Origin of the sequence: Pseudomonas sp. 86_A (assembly GCF_017491705.1) — a bacterium.
GTDB classification, from domain to species: Bacteria; Pseudomonadota; Gammaproteobacteria; order Pseudomonadales; family Pseudomonadaceae; genus Aquipseudomonas; species Aquipseudomonas koreensis.
This window is the reverse complement of sequence record NZ_JAFGYS010000011.1, coordinates 201164-217605: the sequence shown is the minus strand read 5'-3', so window position 1 is coordinate 217605 and position 16442 is coordinate 201164. Positions and strand designations below refer to the sequence as shown.

Here is a 16442-nt window from a genome sequence, read left to right as displayed (position 1 = left end):
TATCTGTCGGATTCTAGGTGATGCATAGGACGCTATCGCGAGCAGGCTCACTCCTACAGGGGGAACGCATTCCAATTGTAGGAGTGAGCCTGCTCGCGAAGTGGCCAGTCAGAGCACCACAAAGGCTGGATCAGTGGATGAGGCCAGCCTCCACCAACAACTTCTCCAGCGCTAACAAATCCGGCACCTTCGCCACCTGCTCCCCGACCTGCACCGCCGCCTGCTCCAGCGCACACAACGGCACATCGACATAACTCAACTGGCTGTCGAGCTTGTACGAACGCGGTATCCCCTGCACCAGCAAGGCTATGAATTTCAGCTCCGGCAACCCACCGAGGGCATTGAGAATCACGATCCGCGCCCGCTCGCCAATGACGATTTTCTGCCCGCAGGCCGACTCGAAACTCAGCAGCGGAATCTGCCGTTCACGCCAGCTCACCCGCCCCAGATACCACGGCGGTGTGTCCAGATCGAAGGCGCTGGCCTGGTAGTCGATCAGCTCGGCCACGGCGATATTGGGCAGGATCAGGTTGCGGTCGGCCAGCGGCAGCAGCAGGCCGGTGAGCTGGCTGGTGCGCGCGTTGTGGCGGCGCTCATGCATGTTTCTTGCTCCAGTGGGCAATGCTTTCGAGCAGCACCGATTCCTGATACGGCTTGCCGAGGTAGTCGTTGACGCCGATGGCCATCGCGCGGTCGCGGTGTTTCTGCCCGGTGCGCGAGGTGATCATGATGATCGGCAGGTGTTGCAGGCGTTCGTCGTGGCGCACCTGAGTGGCGACTTCGAAGCCGTCCATGCGCGGCATTTCGATGTCGAGCAGCATCACATCGGGCATGTGTTCTTCGAGCAGCAACATGGCATCGACCCCGTCCTTGGCAGTCAGCACGTTCATGCCGTGGCGTTCGAGCAAACGGCTGGTGACCTTGCGCACGGTCACCGAGTCATCGACCACCAGCACCAGCAGCGGTTTCTGCGGTTCGCTGTCGATCTCCGCAGGGGCCGGACGCTGCGCAACCCGTGCCTGCATCGCGCGGATCGGCGCCAGCAGATCCAGAATCAGCACCACCCGGCCATCGCCGAGAATCGTTGCCCCGGACACCCCCTGCACCGCCGCGAACTGCGGGCCGAGGCTCTTGACCACGATTTCGCGGGTGCCGGCCATCGCGTCGACCTGCACCGCGACGTGCCGGTCGTTGCACTGCACCAGCAGCACCGGCAACGGCAGGCTCTGACCGAGCAATTTCGGGCGTGGCGCGGTTTTCAGCAGCTCGCCCAGGTAGCACAACTCATAGCGCTGGCCAGCGTAGTGGTAGCTTGGAGGATCGTTGCGAAAGTGCCCTTCCAGATCGTTCGGCAAGACGCGGACGATGCCTTCGATGGTGTTCAGCGGAATCGCGTATTGATCCTCGCCGCACTGCACCATCAACGCACGGTTGACCGACACGGTGAACGGCAGACGAATGCGGAAATGCACGCCCTGCCCCGGCACCGAGTCGATGCTCATGGTGCCGCCGAGCTGACGGACTTCTTCGTGAACCACGTCCATGCCGACGCCGCGTCCGGAAATCTGGGTGATCTTTTCCGCCGTGGAGAACCCCGGCTGCAGGATGAATTGCAGCACATCGCGATCGCTGATCTCCGCGTCCGGCGCGAGCAAACCACGTTTGATCGCCTTGCGCCGCACCGCGTCCAGCGGCACGCCGGCGCCGTCGTCGCGGATATCGAAAACGATGTCGCCGCCCTCGCGGGACAGGTCGAGGGTGATCGTGCCCTGCGCCGGTTTGCCCGCCGCCAGCCGCACCTCGGCAGACTCCAAGCCATGGTCGACGGCGTTGCGCAGCATGTGTTCCAGCGGCGCGGCCATGCGCTCCAGCACGTTGCGATCCATCTCGCCTTCGGCATTGTCGATGATGAACGCGACGTCCTTGTTCAGCTCTTCGGCGACCTGCCGCACGATGCGTTTGAGCCGCGGCAGCATGCGTTCGAACGGCACCATGCGCGTGCGCATCAGGCCTTCCTGCAATTCGGTGTTGATCCGCCCCTGCTGCTGCAACAGGTTCTCGGCGTCGTGGTTGCGACGGTCGAGGGTTTCCTTGAGGTCGAGCAGGTCGGAGGCCGATTCGAACAGCGCCCGCGACAGTTGCTGCAACTGTGAATGACGGTCCATTTCCAGCGGATCGAATTCTTCATAACCGAGGCGTTCGGCATCGACCTGCTGGCGGCTGAGAATCCGCCCCTGGGTTTCGGTATCGAGCCGGCGCAACTGATCGCGCATGCGTTCGATGGTGGTTTCCATCTCGTTCAGCGCGGTTTGTGCATCGCTGACCTGTTGTTCGATACGCCCCCGGAAGATCGAGGTTTCGCCGGCCAGATTGACCAGTTCATCGAGCAGTTCAGCGGAGACCTTGACCATGTCCGCGCCAGCGTCGGCAGCCGGTGGCGCCGCGTCAGTCTTGACCGGAACAGCTAGCACTGGCGGCGTTTCTACCGTCGCCGGATGACTGAAATTCTGGATCGCATTGATCAGCCGATCCGCCGGCGGGCAAGGTTGCCCGGCGCGCACGCCATCAAGCATTTGCGCCAGCCGATCATGCCCGCGCTGCACCAGCGCAAACAGTTCCGCCGATGGCTGCAACGCTCCGGTGGAGAGACTTTCGTACAGGTATTCCAGCTCATGGGCGAGGTCGCCGATCGGCCCGATCTCGACCATCCGCGCGCCGCCCTTGAGGGTGTGCAGATCGCGCAGCAGGGTTTCGACTTCCTGGCGATTGCCCGGCTCGGCCTGCCAGCGCAACAACGCCGCGCCAGAGTTTTCGATGATGTCAAAACCTTCTTCGAGGAAGATTTCCAGCAGCTCCGGGTCATGCGCGGCGCTGTCGTGATCGGCGGCCGGTTGCGCCGTTTCGGCAGTGGCGGATGCGCCCTGACGGAACTGGCGGATCGCTTCGATTAGCTCCAGCGCCGGGGTCAGCGGTTGATGCGCCTGCAACTGCTCCAGCAACACCGCCAAGCGGTCATGGCTCTTGCGCAGCAAACGGCCCAAGGTCTCGCTGTGACTGTAGCGACGATCCACCAGCCCTGCGTAAAGACCTTCCAGTTCGTGGGCCAGATCGCCAATGGCATCGACCTCGGCCATCCGCGCGCCGCCCTTGAGCGTGTGCAAATCGCGCTGCAACGACGACAGCGGCGCACTGTTGTCCGGGTCGTTCAACCAGCGCTGCAAGGCCTGGCCGGCACTATCGAGAATGTCCACCGCCTCTTCGAGAAAGATCTCGACAATCTCGTCATCCGGCGCGGTCTCGGTATTGGCTTGGGCGAGTTCGGCGGTTGCGGCGCCCAGTTCATGGATGCTCAAGGTGCGGCTGCCGTCGCTGCGGATCAGCCCCATGGCCGTCGGGTCGAGGCTTTCGTCGAGCAGTTCGTGCAAGGCGCGGATGCGCTGCGGCTGCGGCGTGACTTCCTGGCCGGCGGCCAGTTCGTCGAGCATGTTGATCAGCGCTTCGTGGGCCTTCTGCGCCTCTTGGAAAAACCGTTCGCTGACCGCCAGGCTGCTTTCTTCCACCGCGCCATAGAGGTCGAGCAAGGCCTCGCACAACACGTCCACCGGCAACAGATCGGCCATGTGCGCGCCTTCGCCGAGGGTGGTCAGTTCATCCAGCAGCGCGCTGAGTTCCTGGCGCTCGCCGGGGTGCTGCTGCCAACGCTGCAACAGGCTTTCGGCGTCGAGCAGGATGTCCATGCCCTGAGCGAGGAAGTTGTTGATCAGTTGCGGGTCGCGCTTGATCCGCAGGCCGGTGTTCGGCGCATTGAGAATGGCTTCCAGGCGTTCGGCGAGCAATGCGCCCGTGCGTTTGATCAGCGACTGTGCACCGACAATCGGCGCCAGCGGATCGTGCTTGAGCTGACGCAGGCCCACCCGGAACAGGCCTTCGGCTTCAAGCAGCAATTCCACTTCGTCGAGGTCGAGCGGCAACTGATGCGCTTTGAACTCGCGGGCCAGTTGATCGAGCGGCGCCGCCAGTTCGGCAATCGGCAGCACACCGGCCATCGACGCACTGCCCTTGAGGGTATGCAAGGCGCGCTGCAACTCATCGCTGGCCTGCAGCGGTACATGCTCGGCGGCCTGATCGAGGAAGCGGTTGAGGCTGGCGAGGTGGGTTTCGGCCTCGTTGCGGAAGATCTCCAGCAACAGCGGATCGAGTGCGGCGACGTCGGCGACGTCTTCCTCGGCCAAGGCCGCGTCACCTTTGGCCAGGACGTGAGCGCGGGCCGCGAGTTGATCGACATCGCTGCGCTGACGCTGGCGCTGATTGGCGAATTCGTTGATCAGCTCCGGGAGCAACAGCACGGTGTCGGTGAGCAGTTGCGGCACCGCCGAACCCGGTTCAATGCTTTGCTCCAACACCCGGTTCAGCAGGTTCTCCACCGCCCAGGCCAGCTCGCCGAGGATCAACGCGCGAACCATACGCCCGCTGCCTTTCAGGGTGTGAAAGGCGCGACGCAGTTCGGTCAGGGCTGCACGGTCCTGCGGGTTGGCCGTCCAGCGCGGCAGGAATTCGTGGAGGACTTCGAGGACCTCGTCGGTCTCTTCGAGGAACACTTCGCGCAGTTCATCGTCCACCGGTTCTTCATCGGCGGGCGGCGGCATCAGGCTGCCGGGGGTGATCAAGGCCGGCGGGTTGACCGCCGACACCGGGCTGGCCAGCACATCGGCCAGCGACTGCACGGTCTCGGGGTCGTCCAGCGCTTGCAGGTCCTGCATCACCAGCGCTTCGTTGGGGCTGAGGACGTCATCGAGCAGCGGCACGTGCGGCTCGTCGGGCTGCTCGTCGGGAAAGAAACCGAGGCTGGCGAGGCTCTTCTGCGCGACATCCAGCAGTTGCTCGTTCGGCGCTTGCGGATCGTCGCTCAGGCGCTCGAGGTAATACTCGAGGCTGGTGATGACGTCGGCCAGGTGATCCAGTTGCTGCCAGCCCGGCTCGTGCGGATCCAGCAGCAGGTGTTCGCGAATAAAGCTGTTGCAGGCCTCGACCAGACTCGCCGCCCGGCTCAGCGGAATCATCGCCAGCGCGCCGCGCACCTGGGTCAGCAGTTCCGGCAACGGTTGCAGTTGCTGGCGATCCCAGTCGGCGTCGATGTAGTCGACGATCATGTCCTTGGCCTGTTGCAGGCAGATGCGCGCTTCCTTGATCACGATCTGATGGATCTGCGTCAGGTCGGTGGTCGGCAGGCGCGTGTCTTCGGGGCTTTCCGGCTCGACCGTGCCGACCATCCCGGCGAGGTTGGCTTCGACGTAGAGCAAGGCGCCGGCGACGTCCATCAGCGTGGCGTCACTCGGTTCGCGCTGGCCCTGGGCGAGGCTGAGGACCACCGCCAGTTGATCGATGATGACCTTGCGCGGCTGGCCGAAACCCAGCACCGCGAGGGTGTCGGCGATCTGCCGCAGTGGCGCCAGCAGGCTTTCCAGATCGGAGGTGTGCTGACGGTCGCTGCGCACGAACAGGTCGAGGCGCTCCTTGACCCGCACCAGCTCTTCGCACAGCGCCGCCAGCACCGAGCGCATCGCATCGCGGTCGGGGCCGGCCAGGCGCGCGCGTTCTTCGTCGACCATCGCGCTGTCGGGCAACGCGTCGTCCAGGGAGTAGCGATCTTTCATGGTCAGCATCTGCCCGGTGGGGTGTTCGGCTTTGGCAATATAGAACAGCAGGCTTTTGAGCAGCTCCGCAGGGGGCGGCTGGTTGAGACCGCGCATGCCCTGCTCGAGCAGGCGCTTGAGTTCCTTGTCGGCGTCCTTGAACAGGCTGCGCAGCGCCGGGCTATGGGCGATGGCGCCTTCGCGCATGCCTTCGACCAGCGCCGATGCCACTTGCCACAACGGGCTCAGCGGCGCATCACCGCTCAGGGCTTCGAGACGGCTGAAGACCTTCGTCAGGTAGTCCAGATGCGTCTGGTCATCCTGCTCACGCAACAAGCCGACCAGGGCCATTTGCAGCATCTGGCGCAACTTGCGCAGCACGTTCGGCAGTTCCGCCGGCTCCAGCTGCGCCAGCGCTTGCTCGCTGAGCGGCGGCAGCTCGGGCAGTTGCGGGCTGAACAGGCTGGTTTCCGAGAGCAGGCTTTCGCCGCGCGCGCTGCGCAGGTCGTTGATCAGCGGCAGCACCACCAGCGGCAGGTCGCGGCGGGCGCTCTGCACGCGGTCGAGGTAGATCGGCAATTGTCCGAGGGCTTGCAGCAGCAAGTGCAGGGCTTCGTCGCGGTGGCTGACGCGTTGGTGTTGCAGGGCTTCGACCAGATGTTCCATTTCTTCGGCGAGCAACGCGGCGCCGTAGAACTCGACCATCTGCAGACTGCCGTGGACCTGATGGATGTAATCCAGGCACTCGTCCAGCCCGGGAAAGGCCTGCGGATCATCGAGCACGGCTTCAATCGCCTGATGCGCCTGCCTCAGCGTTTCGGCAATTTCACCTTTGACCCATTCGAGGGCCACGTAGTCGTGCCGGTCACCCATAACCACTCCACTCACGCCTTGTCCGTCGCAGACGCCGACGGCAAGGTGAAACCGGATACCGAACGGCGCAGCTGACTGGCCATCTTCGCCAGATTGCCGATGCTCTCGGCGGTGGCGGTGGAACCGGACGAGGTCTGCGAGGTGATCTGCTGGATCACGTTCATCGTCAGGGAAATCTGCCCGGCCGACGAGGTCTGCTGCTGCGCCGCGTTGGAAATGCTCTGGATCAGCGCGGCGAGGGTCTTCGACACGCCTTCGATTTCTTCCAGGGCGACACCGGCATCCTGCGCCAGTCGCGCGCCGCGCACCACTTCGGTGGTGGTCTGCTCCATGGAAATCACGGCTTCGTTGGTGTCGGTCTGAATCGCCCGCACCAGGGTTTCGATCTGCCGGGTGGCCGCGGACGAGCGCTCGGCCAGCCGCTGCACTTCGTCGGCAACCACCGCAAAACCACGCCCGGCATCCCCGGCCATCGACGCCTGAATCGCCGCGTTGAGGGCGAGAATGTTGGTCTGGTCGGCAATGTCGTCGATCAGGCTGACGATGTCGCCAATCTCCTGCGAGGATTCGCCCAGGCGCTTGATGCGTTTGGCGGTGTCCTGAATCTGTTCGCGGATGTTGTCCATGCCGTGGATGGTGTTGTGCACCACCTCGTTGCCCTTGTTGGCGATTTCCACCGAACGCTCGGCCACCGCCGAGGATTCGGCAGCGTTGGCCGAGACCTGATCAATGGACTGGGCCATGTCGCTGATCGCGGTCGAGGCTTCGGAAATCTGCTGCGCCTGATGCTCCGAGGCCTGGGCCAGGTGCATGGCGGTGGCCTGGGTTTCCTGCACCGCTGCGGCGACCTGGCCGGCCGTGAGGTTGATGGTGGCGACCAGATCGCGCAGTTGGTCGACCGAGTAGTTGATCGAGTCGGCGATGGTCCCGGTGAAGTCTTCGGTCACCGAGGCGGTCACGGTCAGGTCGCCGTCGGCCAGATCCTCGATTTCGTCGAGCAGGCGCATGATCGCGTTCTGGTTGCGCTCGTTCTTCTCGGCGGTCTCGCGCAACTGGCGGTTGGTTTCGCGGACCATGACCATGCCGATCAGGATGATCGAGGCCAGCGCCAGCAACCCCAGCACATAGCCGCCGATGGTGTCGGTGTTGCGCCCGCCGGCGAGGTTTTCGAAACCGGTGGCGAGGTGCGAGGCTTCGTCGAGCAGGGTCTGCGACAGACTGAAGATGTTGCTCGCCGACTCGCGGACCTTGAACAGCTCCGGCGAGGTCTCGAGGATTTCGTCCACCGAGCCGGAAACGAACTGGAACAGCTCGGAGATTTCACTCAGGCGCGCACGGGCGTCGCGGTCTTCGACCTGGCTGATTTTCAGGGTCGGGTTGCCCTGCAGCATGCCGTTGAGCACCTGGCCGAAACGGGTGGCGTCGCGGCCGAAGGCATCGGCGGCCTGCTGCGAGTTCTCGTCGCCGGCGAGAACGGTGTTGACCGCGCCGAGGATGCGTTCGGCCAGCAGCGATTGGCGCTGGGCCATCGCCACCTGCGCTGCCGGGGCGCCGCGTTGCAGGAGGATTTCAACGACTTTTTCGTATTCGATCTGCAGCTGCGGCACGGTTTCGGCCAGCGTCGCCGCAACCTGATGCAGCGACAGCACGGTCTGTTCGCTGGAGAGAATCGCATCGGTGTTTTTCAGCAGGCGCTCCCAGTCCAGCTGCACGGCGCGCATTTCCGGGCGCACGGTGGCTGGCGCGGGTGGCAGGCCGGTAGCGGGGTCGCCCTTCTTCAGGTAACCCCAGCGCTGGGCAAAATCGTTGCGCGCATCACTCAGCAACTTGAACGCGGCGGCCTTGCCGGCGGCGGCTTCGGTGGCGTTCTTGGCGATGCGTTGCGATAGCACGCGCAGCTCACCGGCATGACCGATGTACTGCTTGTCGTAGTTGGCCTGGGTGTTGAGGTAGGCGAAGTTGGCGAACAGCAGCATGATGAACACGATCAGTGCGATGAACAGCACGATGATCTGCGAGCGACTGCGCGACCCTTCTGCCGACTTGCCTGTTTTTGCTTTTGTCATCGGTCCTCGCCTGTTTGAAGCTCACCCGTAAAACCTGTAGGAGTGAGCCTGCTCGCGATTGAACGATAACGCGGTGTATTTGATACACCACGGTGCCTGAATCGCGAGCAGGCTCACTCCTACAAGGGATCTTTGTTGTTACGGCTATATCGCGACGCCCATGAACACCGGCGATTTCGCCAGCGCGAACAAACTGAACACCCGCCAGTTCTGCTCGCGCCGGAAATAGCCTTTGACGAACTCCGCCTTGGAGCCCTGACGCTTGCTGATCGAGATCGGTTCGAAGCTGTCCTGCTCAAAATGCTGCAAGCCAATGACCTCATCGACCATCAACCCGGCAAACACATCGCCATGCTCCACCACCAGCACCCGACGCTGTTTGCGCAACGGCGACAGCTCATGTCCGAAGAATCCGCACAGGTCCATGATCGGCAGCAGGCGCCCCCGCAGGTTAGCCACCCCTTTGACCCATGGCTTGACCCCGGGCAACTGAGTGAAGCGCGGCTCGTGCAGCACTTCGCTGACTTCGCCCATCGGCGCCACGTACCAGTGCTCGCCGAGGCGAAAACCGATGCCGCTCCAGCGGTCCTGACGCCCGGGCTGCGACGGCAGATCCGCCGCCAGCAGGCGACAGCGCTGGTCAATCTGCCACAGCAGTTCGAAGGCGGTCAGCGATTCGCTCATGGCTGCGCAATCAGCCTTCGAGTACTTTGTTCAGAGTCTTTATCAGCATGTCTTCTTCGACCGGTTTGGTCAGGTAATCCTTCGCGCCCTGACGGGTGCCCCAGACCTTGTCGGTTTCCTGATCCTTGGTGGTGATGATGATCACCGGGATATGGCTGGTCTCGGCATCCTTGGTCAGTTGCCGAGTCGCCTGAAAACCGTTGAGGCCGGGCATGACGATGTCCATCAGCACGGCATCGGGTTTTTCCTGACGGGCCAGGGCCACGCCGTCGGCGCCATTTTCGGCCTTGAGCACTTCATGGCCGTGCTTTTCCAGCATGCCGGTGAGTTTGTACATTTCAGTCGGCGAATCATCGACGATCAGGATACGTGCCATGGTCTTCCCCATTTTTCTTGTCGACATCCGGCCCGCTGGCCGAGCGTCACTGTACGTGTCTTACTGCGGCAAAACGGCGGCGAAGCCCGGAACGTGGGCCTGAATCGCGTTGAGCAGTTCTTCCTTGCTGAAAGGCTTGGTCAAAAATTGATCAGAACCGACAATCCGCCCCTTGGCCTTGTCGAACAGCCCGTCCCTGGACGACAGCATGATCACCGGCGTGGCCTTGAAGGCACTGTTGTTCTTGATTAAAGCGCAGGTCTGATAACCATCCAGACGCGGCATCATGATGTCGACAAAAATGATTCCGGGGTGGTTGTCGGCGATCTTGGCCAAGGCGTCGAAACCATCGATGGCCGTGATGACTTCGCAGCCCACATTCTTCAACAGTGTTTCGGCGGTGCGACGAATCGTTTTCGAGTCATCGATCACCATGACCTTCAAGGCGCTGGACTGCTGTTCCATAAGAGGGCTCTACCGTCGCCTTTGCGAATCAAATTGTCCGTTTTGCGATGAGTAATGGCTGGAAACCCTTGATGTTCAAGGGCCAGCACTGCATGCCAGCCTTTTTAGCACAGTCTCCAGATGCAATCTATCGACGGGTTTTTCCTTGACCGAAAACCCTGCCAGCGCCACTCTGGCGGCACTTTTTCAATACCGATCCGGTAGCCAATTTTCGAGGAAAACCCAATGAGCGTTCGCGTCGGGATTGTCATGGACCCTATCGCCAGCATTTCCTATAAAAAGGATAGCTCGCTGGCCATGTTGCTGGCCGCGCAGAAACGCGGCTGGGAGCTGTTCTACATGGAACAGCGTGACCTGTATCAGGCCGAAGGTCAGGCCCGGGCGCGCATGAAGCCGCTGAAGGTCTTCGCCAACCCGGAAAAATGGTTCGAACTGGATGCCGAGCAGGACAACCTGCTGAGCGATCTGGACGTGATCCTGATGCGCAAGGATCCGCCGTTCGACATGGAGTTCGTCTACTCCACCTACCTGCTGGAACAGGCCGAAACCGCCGGCGTGCTGGTGGTCAACAAGCCGCAGAGCCTGCGTGACTGCAACGAAAAACTGTTCGCCACGCTGTTCCCGCAGTGCACCCCGCCAACCATCGTCAGCCGTCGCGCCGACGTGCTGCGCGAATTCGCCGCCAAGCATGGCGACGTGATCCTCAAGCCGCTGGACGGCATGGGTGGCACGTCGATTTTCCGTCACCGCGCCGGCGACCCGAACCTGTCGGTGATCCTCGAAACCCTGACCGCCCTTGGCGGCCAGCAGATCATGGGTCAGGCCTATCTGCCGGCGATCAAGGACGGCGACAAGCGCATCCTGATGATCGACGGCGAGCCGGTGGATTACTGCCTGGCACGGATTCCGGCCCAGGGCGAAACTCGGGGCAACCTCGCCGCCGGTGGTCGTGGCGAAGCACGGCCGCTGACCGACAAGGATCGCTGGATCGCCGCGCAAGTCGGCCCGACCCTGCGCGAGAAAGGCCTGCTGTTCGTCGGCCTGGACGTGATTGGCGAAAACCTCACCGAAATCAACGTCACCAGCCCGACCTGCATCCGCGAAATCGACAACGCGTTCGGCACTGATATCGGCGGCATGCTGATGGACGCGATCGACAAGAAGCTGCAAGCCGCCGGCAAAAAGCCGCAAGCTTGACGTGTGTCACATGCAGCTTGTCGCTTGAAGCGTGAAGCCCAAGGCGCGAAACCAACATTGCGTTATCATGCGCAGCCTCTGAAAAGCGCGATGTTGGTTTTCTTGTCATGACCCTCCCGTCCGATCTGCCCGCAGAACTCGCCCATCGTGGCGTGCGCCCGGCCGATCGCCTCGGATTTACCCTGTTTCTCGCGGCGCTGATCCATTTGGCGCTGCTGCTGGGCGTCGGCTTCACCATGGTCGAGCCCAAGCAGATCAGCAAAACCCTGGAAATCACCCTTGCCACCTTCAAGAGCGAAACCAAGCCGAAAAAGGCTGATTTCCTCGCTCAGGAAAACCAGGAGGGCAGCGGCACCCTCGACAAGAAGGCGATCCCCAAGACCACCGAGGTCGCGCCGTTCCAGGACAATCAGGTCAAAAAGGTCACCCCGCCACCGGCCGCCAAACCGGAGGTTCGCGAAGCGGCGCCCAAGGCTGCGGTGACCACGGTGGCGCCGAAACAGCAGAAGGCGCCGACCAAGAAAGAAGAAACCAAGACCGAGACCAAACCTGCGGTCGATGCGCCGACGTTCGACAGCTCGCAGCTGTCCAGCGACATCGCCAGCCTCGAAGCCGAACTGGCCAACGAACAACAGCTGTACGCCAAGCGCCCGCGTATCCACCGTTTGAGCGCCGCCTCGACCATGCGCGACAAGGGCGCCTGGTACAAGGACGACTGGCGCAAGAAGGTCGAGCGCATCGGCAACCTCAATTACCCGGAAGAAGCCCGACGCAAGCAGATCTACGGCAACCTGCGCCTGATGGTCTCGATCAACCGCGACGGCTCGCTGTATGAAGTGCTGGTGCTCGAATCCTCCGGCCAGCCGCTGCTGGATCAGGCCGCGCAGCGCATCGTCCGACTGGCGGCACCGTTTGCCCCGTTTACCGGCGATCTGTCGGATATCGACCGACTGGAAATCATCCGCACCTGGAAATTCGCCCGGGGCGATAAGCTCTCCAGCAACTGAACAGCGCCAAGCGAGCTTTTGTGGCGAGGGAGCTTGCTCCCGCTGGGCTGCGAAGCGGCCCCCTGCATTTATTCAGACACACCCGGATATCAGATTTTACGACTGCTGCGCAGCCGAGCGGGAGCAAGCTCCCTCGCCACAGGGGGCGGGAAGACCATTCGCAACGCATCTCCAGCTTGTCAGTTCGCCCCCCGAACGCCACACTATCGCTCATGAAAAACGTCAGCCCCAGCTACCTCAAGCATCATTTCCTGATCGCCATGCCACACATGGCCGACCCGAACTTTGCCCACACCTTGACCTACATCGTCGAGCACACGGCCAATGGCGCCATGGGGCTGGTGGTCAATCGACCGCAAGAGCTGAATCTGGCTGACATTCTCGAGCAATTGCGCCCGGACATCGATCCGCCAGCGCTGTGCCAGCATGTGCCGATCTTCATCGGCGGCCCGGTGCAGACCGATCGCGGTTTTGTCCTGCACCCGGCGGGCAAGACCTTTCAGGCCACCGTTGAGCTCGAAGGTGATCTGGCGCTGTCCACCTCGCAGGACGTGCTGTTCGCCATCGCCGACGGCGTGGGCCCGGCAAAAAGCGTGATCGCCCTCGGCTATGCCGGCTGGGAAGCCGGGCAACTGGAGGCCGAACTGGCCGACAACGCCTGGCTGACCTGCCCGTACGACGCCGACATCCTGTTCAACACCAGCAGCGAGCTGCGCCTGGAAGCGGCGGCCCGGCATCTGGGGATCAACCTCAGCCTGCTGACCAGCCAGGCGGGGCACGCCTGATGGCCCTGCGCCTGATTCTCGGCTTCGACTACGGCACCAAACAGATCGGCGTCGCGGTCGGCCAGGTGATTACCGGCCAGGCCCGCGAGCTGTGCACCTTGAAGGCGCAGAACGGCGTTCCCGACTGGAACCAGGTCGAAGCCCTTATCAAGGAATGGAAACCCGACGCCGTCGTCGTCGGCCTGCCGTTGAACATGGACGGCACACCGAGCGACATGTGCGTACGCGCGGAGAAATTCGCCCGGCGCCTCAACGGCCGCTTCAATCTGCCCTTCTATACCCACGACGAACGCCTGACCACGTTCGAAGCCAAGGGCGAGCGACTGGCCCGTGGCGGGCAGAAAGGCAGTTACCGCGACAACCCGGTGGACGCCATCGCCGCCGCCCTGCTGCTGCAGGGCTGGCTCGATGAAAACACTGCATTGTTTGAATCCTGACAAGCGCTTCGGCGCTTTTCTTTTGAGCTACGATCCGAGCCGCGTCCAAGGACCCGGCTCGACCCCAAGAAGGAGCAACCATGAGCCTGCCAAATCCCGCCGATCTGATCAGCCAGATGGCGACACGCCTCAAGGCGCACCTGGCCCAGCGTGGCATCAGTGAACCGCGCTACATCGGCATCCGCACCGGTGGCATTTGGGTTGCGCAGGCCCTGCTCAAGGAGCTGGGCAGCGATGCACCACTGGGCACGCTGGATGTTTCCTTCTACCGCGACGACTTCAGCCAGAACGGCCTGCACCCACAAGTGCGCCCGTCGGCCCTGCCCTTCGAGATCGAAGGCCAGCATCTGGTGCTGATCGACGACGTGCTGATGAGCGGCCGCACCATCCGCGCCGCCATGAACGAACTGTTCGACTACGGTCGTCCGGCCAGCGTGACCCTGGTCTGCCTGCTGGACCTGGACGCCGGCGAGCTGCCGATCCGCCCGAACGTGGTCGGCGCGACCCTGTCGCTGGCCGCTCACCAACGGGTCAAGTTGTCCGGCCCGGAGCCGCTGACCCTCGAACTGCAAGACCTGAATCCTTAATCCGCCCTATTGAGAGTCCCCCTCGCGATGACGCCTCTAGATACCAAGCGCCCGCTGCAGCTCAATGATCAGGGCCAGCTGCGCCACTTCCTCTCGCTCGACGGCCTGCGCCGCGAGTTGCTGACGGAAATCCTCGACACTGCCGACTCGTTCCTCGAAGTCGGAGCCCGGGCGGTGAAGAAGGTCCCGTTGCTGCGCGGCAAGACCGTGTGCAATGTGTTCTTCGAAAACTCCACGCGCACCCGCACCACCTTCGAACTGGCGGCCCAGCGGCTGTCGGCGGACGTGATCACCCTGAACGTGTCGACCTCGTCGGCCAGCAAAGGTGAAACCCTGCTCGACACCCTGCGCAACCTCGAAGCCATGGCCGCCGACATGTTCGTCGTGCGCCACGGCGATTCCGGGGCCGCACACTTCATCGCCGAGCATGTCTGCCCACAAGTGGCGATCATCAACGGCGGCGACGGTCGTCACGCGCACCCGACCCAGGGCATGCTCGACATGCTCACCATCCGTCGGCACAAGGGCGGTTTCGAAAACCTCTCGGTGGCGATCGTCGGCGACATCCTGCATTCGCGAGTGGCGCGTTCGAACATGCTCGCCCTGAAGACCCTCGGCTGCCCGGACATCCGCGTGATCGCGCCGAAGACCCTGCTGCCGATCGGCATCGAGCAGTACGGCGTCAAGGTCTACACCGACATGAACGAAGGCCTGAAGGACGTCGACGTGGTGATCATGCTGCGCCTGCAGCGTGAACGCATGACCGGCGGCCTGCTGCCGAGCGAAGGCGAGTTCTATCGCCTGTTCGGCCTGACCACCGCGCGTCTGGCCGGGGCCAAACCCAATTGCATCGTCATGCACCCGGGGCCGATCAACCGTGGCGTGGAAATCGAATCGGCAGTGGCCGACGGCCCGCATTCGGTGATCCTCAATCAGGTCACCTACGGCATCGCGATCCGCATGGCCGTGCTGTCGATGGCCATGAGCGGGCAAACAGCGCAACGTCAATTCGAGCAGGAGAACGCCCAGTGAAGCTCAGCATTCTCGGCGCCCGCGTCATCGATCCAAGCAGCGGCCTGGATCAAATCACCGACATCCACGTTGAAGCCTGCAAAATCGTCGCCCTCGGCGCCGCACCGGCCGGTTTCACTGCCGTTGAAACCATCGACGCCCAAGGCCTTGTCGCCGCGCCCGGGCTGGTCGATCTGAACGTCGCCCTGCGCGAGCCGGGCTACAGCCGCAAAGGCAGCATCGCCAGCGAAACCCGCGCGGCAGCAGCCGGTGGCGTGACCAGCCTGTGCTGCCCGCCGAAGACCAAACCGGTGCTCGACACCTCGGCGGTGGCCGAACTGATCCTCGACCGCGCCCGTGAAGCCGGCAACACCAAGGTGTTTCCGATTGGCGCGCTGAGTAAAGGTCTGGATGGCGAACAGCTTGCAGAGCTGGTGGCGCTGCGTGACGCCGGGTGCGTGGCGTTCGGCAATGGCCTGGAGAGTTTCCGCAACACCCGCACCCTGTGCCGGGCGCTGGAGTACGCGGCCACCTTCGACCTGACGGTGATCTTCAATTCGCAGGATCACGACCTGGCGGATGGCGGCCTGGCTCACGAAGGCGCGGTCGCCAGCTTCCTCGGTCTGCCGGGCATTCCGGAAACGGCGGAAACCGTGGCCCTGGCCCGCGATCTGTTGCTGGTCGAGCAGACCGGCGTGCGCGCGCACTTCAGCCAACTGACCAGCGCTCGCGGCGTCGCCCTGATCGCCCAGGCCCAGGCCCGTGGCTTGAAGGTGACGGCGGATGTCGCGCTGTATCAACTGATCCTCACCGATGAAGCGCTGATCGACTTCAGCAGCCTGTATCACGTGCAACCGCCGCTGCGCACCCGCGCGGACCGCGACGGCCTGCGTGAGGCAGTGAAGTCGGGTGTGGTGTCGGCAATCTCCAGCCATCACCAGCCGCATGAACGCGACGCCAAACTGGCACCGTTCGGCGCAACCGAACCGGGCATCAGCAGCGTCGAGTTGTTGCTGCCGCTGGCGATGACCCTGGTCGAGGACGGTCTACTCGATCTGCCGACCCTGCTTGCGCGCCTGAGCGCGGGCCCTGCGGACGCGCTGCGGCTGCCGGCGGGCAAACTGGTGGTGGGCGGTGCGGCGGATATCGTGCTCTTCGATCCGAAGGCTTCGACCGTCGCGGGCGAAACCTGGCTGTCGAAAGGCGAAAACTGCCCGTTCCTCGGTCACACCCTGCCGGGCGTGGTGCGTTATACGCTGGTGGATGGGCGGATCAGCCACCAGGCGTAAGCGGCTGCTGCGGGACATTGTGGTAAGGGGAT

The 16442-nt window shown here is 63.2% G+C and carries 13 protein-coding genes; 7 read left to right on the top strand and 6 right to left on the bottom strand.

The annotated features are described in order from the left end of the window. Positions 1-130: 130 nt before the first annotated feature. The 6 genes from J5M57_RS18520 to pilG form a co-directional block, all read right to left on the bottom strand. Complete coding sequence (locus J5M57_RS18520; RefSeq protein ID WP_207848390.1) at positions 131-601, bottom strand: chemotaxis protein CheW; 471 nt, start codon at positions 599-601, stop codon at positions 131-133. Beyond that, complete coding sequence (locus tag J5M57_RS18515; RefSeq protein ID WP_207848389.1) at positions 594-6506, bottom strand: Hpt domain-containing protein; 5913 nt, start codon at positions 6504-6506, stop codon at positions 594-596. The genes J5M57_RS18520 and J5M57_RS18515 overlap by 8 nt, the downstream gene beginning before the upstream one ends. A gap of 11 nt (positions 6507-6517) precedes the next feature. After that, complete coding sequence (locus tag J5M57_RS18510) at positions 6518-8572, bottom strand: methyl-accepting chemotaxis protein (protein ID WP_064589629.1); 2055 nt, start codon at positions 8570-8572, stop codon at positions 6518-6520. A gap of 144 nt (positions 8573-8716) precedes the next feature. Continuing rightward, entirely contained in the window at positions 8717-9256 is a 540-nt protein-coding gene (locus tag J5M57_RS18505) for a chemotaxis protein CheW (RefSeq protein ID WP_064589630.1), read from the bottom strand. 10 nt (positions 9257-9266) lie between these two features. Further along, entirely contained in the window at positions 9267-9632 is a 366-nt protein-coding gene (gene pilH, locus J5M57_RS18500; protein WP_064590123.1) for a twitching motility response regulator PilH, read from the bottom strand. 60 nt (positions 9633-9692) lie between these two features. Then, the gene (gene pilG, locus J5M57_RS18495; protein ID WP_007913673.1) at positions 9693-10097 is read right to left on the bottom strand and encodes a twitching motility response regulator PilG; all 405 of its coding nucleotides are present in this window, start codon (positions 10095-10097) and stop codon (positions 9693-9695) included. Positions 10098-10322: 225 nt separating this feature from the next. Here pilG and gshB point away from each other — a divergent pair, with 225 nt between their 5' ends. The 7 genes from gshB (at position 10323) to J5M57_RS18460 (ending at position 16410) form a co-directional block, all read left to right on the top strand. Next, positions 10323-11294, top strand: a complete 972-nt coding sequence (gene gshB, locus J5M57_RS18490; RefSeq protein WP_064589631.1) for a glutathione synthase — start codon at positions 10323-10325, stop codon at positions 11292-11294. A 107-nt stretch (positions 11295-11401) separates the two neighbouring features. Continuing rightward, a complete protein-coding gene (locus tag J5M57_RS18485; RefSeq protein ID WP_064589632.1) occupies positions 11402-12301 on the top strand; it encodes an energy transducer TonB in 900 nt (299 codons plus the stop codon). Between the two features lie 212 nt (positions 12302-12513). Beyond that, positions 12514-13086: a YqgE/AlgH family protein gene (locus J5M57_RS18480; RefSeq protein ID WP_064589633.1), complete on the top strand. Its 573-nt coding sequence runs from the start codon at positions 12514-12516 to the stop codon at positions 13084-13086. Beyond that, positions 13086-13523: a Holliday junction resolvase RuvX gene (ruvX, locus tag J5M57_RS18475; RefSeq protein WP_064589634.1), complete on the top strand. Its 438-nt coding sequence runs from the start codon at positions 13086-13088 to the stop codon at positions 13521-13523. The genes J5M57_RS18480 and ruvX overlap by 1 nt, the downstream gene beginning before the upstream one ends. A gap of 80 nt (positions 13524-13603) precedes the next feature. Continuing rightward, positions 13604-14110 carry a bifunctional pyr operon transcriptional regulator/uracil phosphoribosyltransferase PyrR gene (gene pyrR / locus J5M57_RS18470; protein ID WP_064589635.1) on the top strand — a complete coding sequence of 169 codons (507 nt, stop codon included), beginning with the start codon at positions 13604-13606 and terminating at the stop codon, positions 14108-14110. 27 nt (positions 14111-14137) lie between these two features. Then, positions 14138-15142, top strand: a complete 1005-nt coding sequence (locus J5M57_RS18465; RefSeq protein WP_207848388.1) for an aspartate carbamoyltransferase catalytic subunit — start codon at positions 14138-14140, stop codon at positions 15140-15142. Further along, positions 15139-16410, top strand: coding sequence for a dihydroorotase (locus J5M57_RS18460; RefSeq protein ID WP_207848387.1), 1272 nt, complete (start codon positions 15139-15141; stop codon positions 16408-16410). Before J5M57_RS18465 ends, J5M57_RS18460 begins: the two co-directional genes overlap by 4 nt. Positions 16411-16442: the final 32 nt, after the last annotated feature.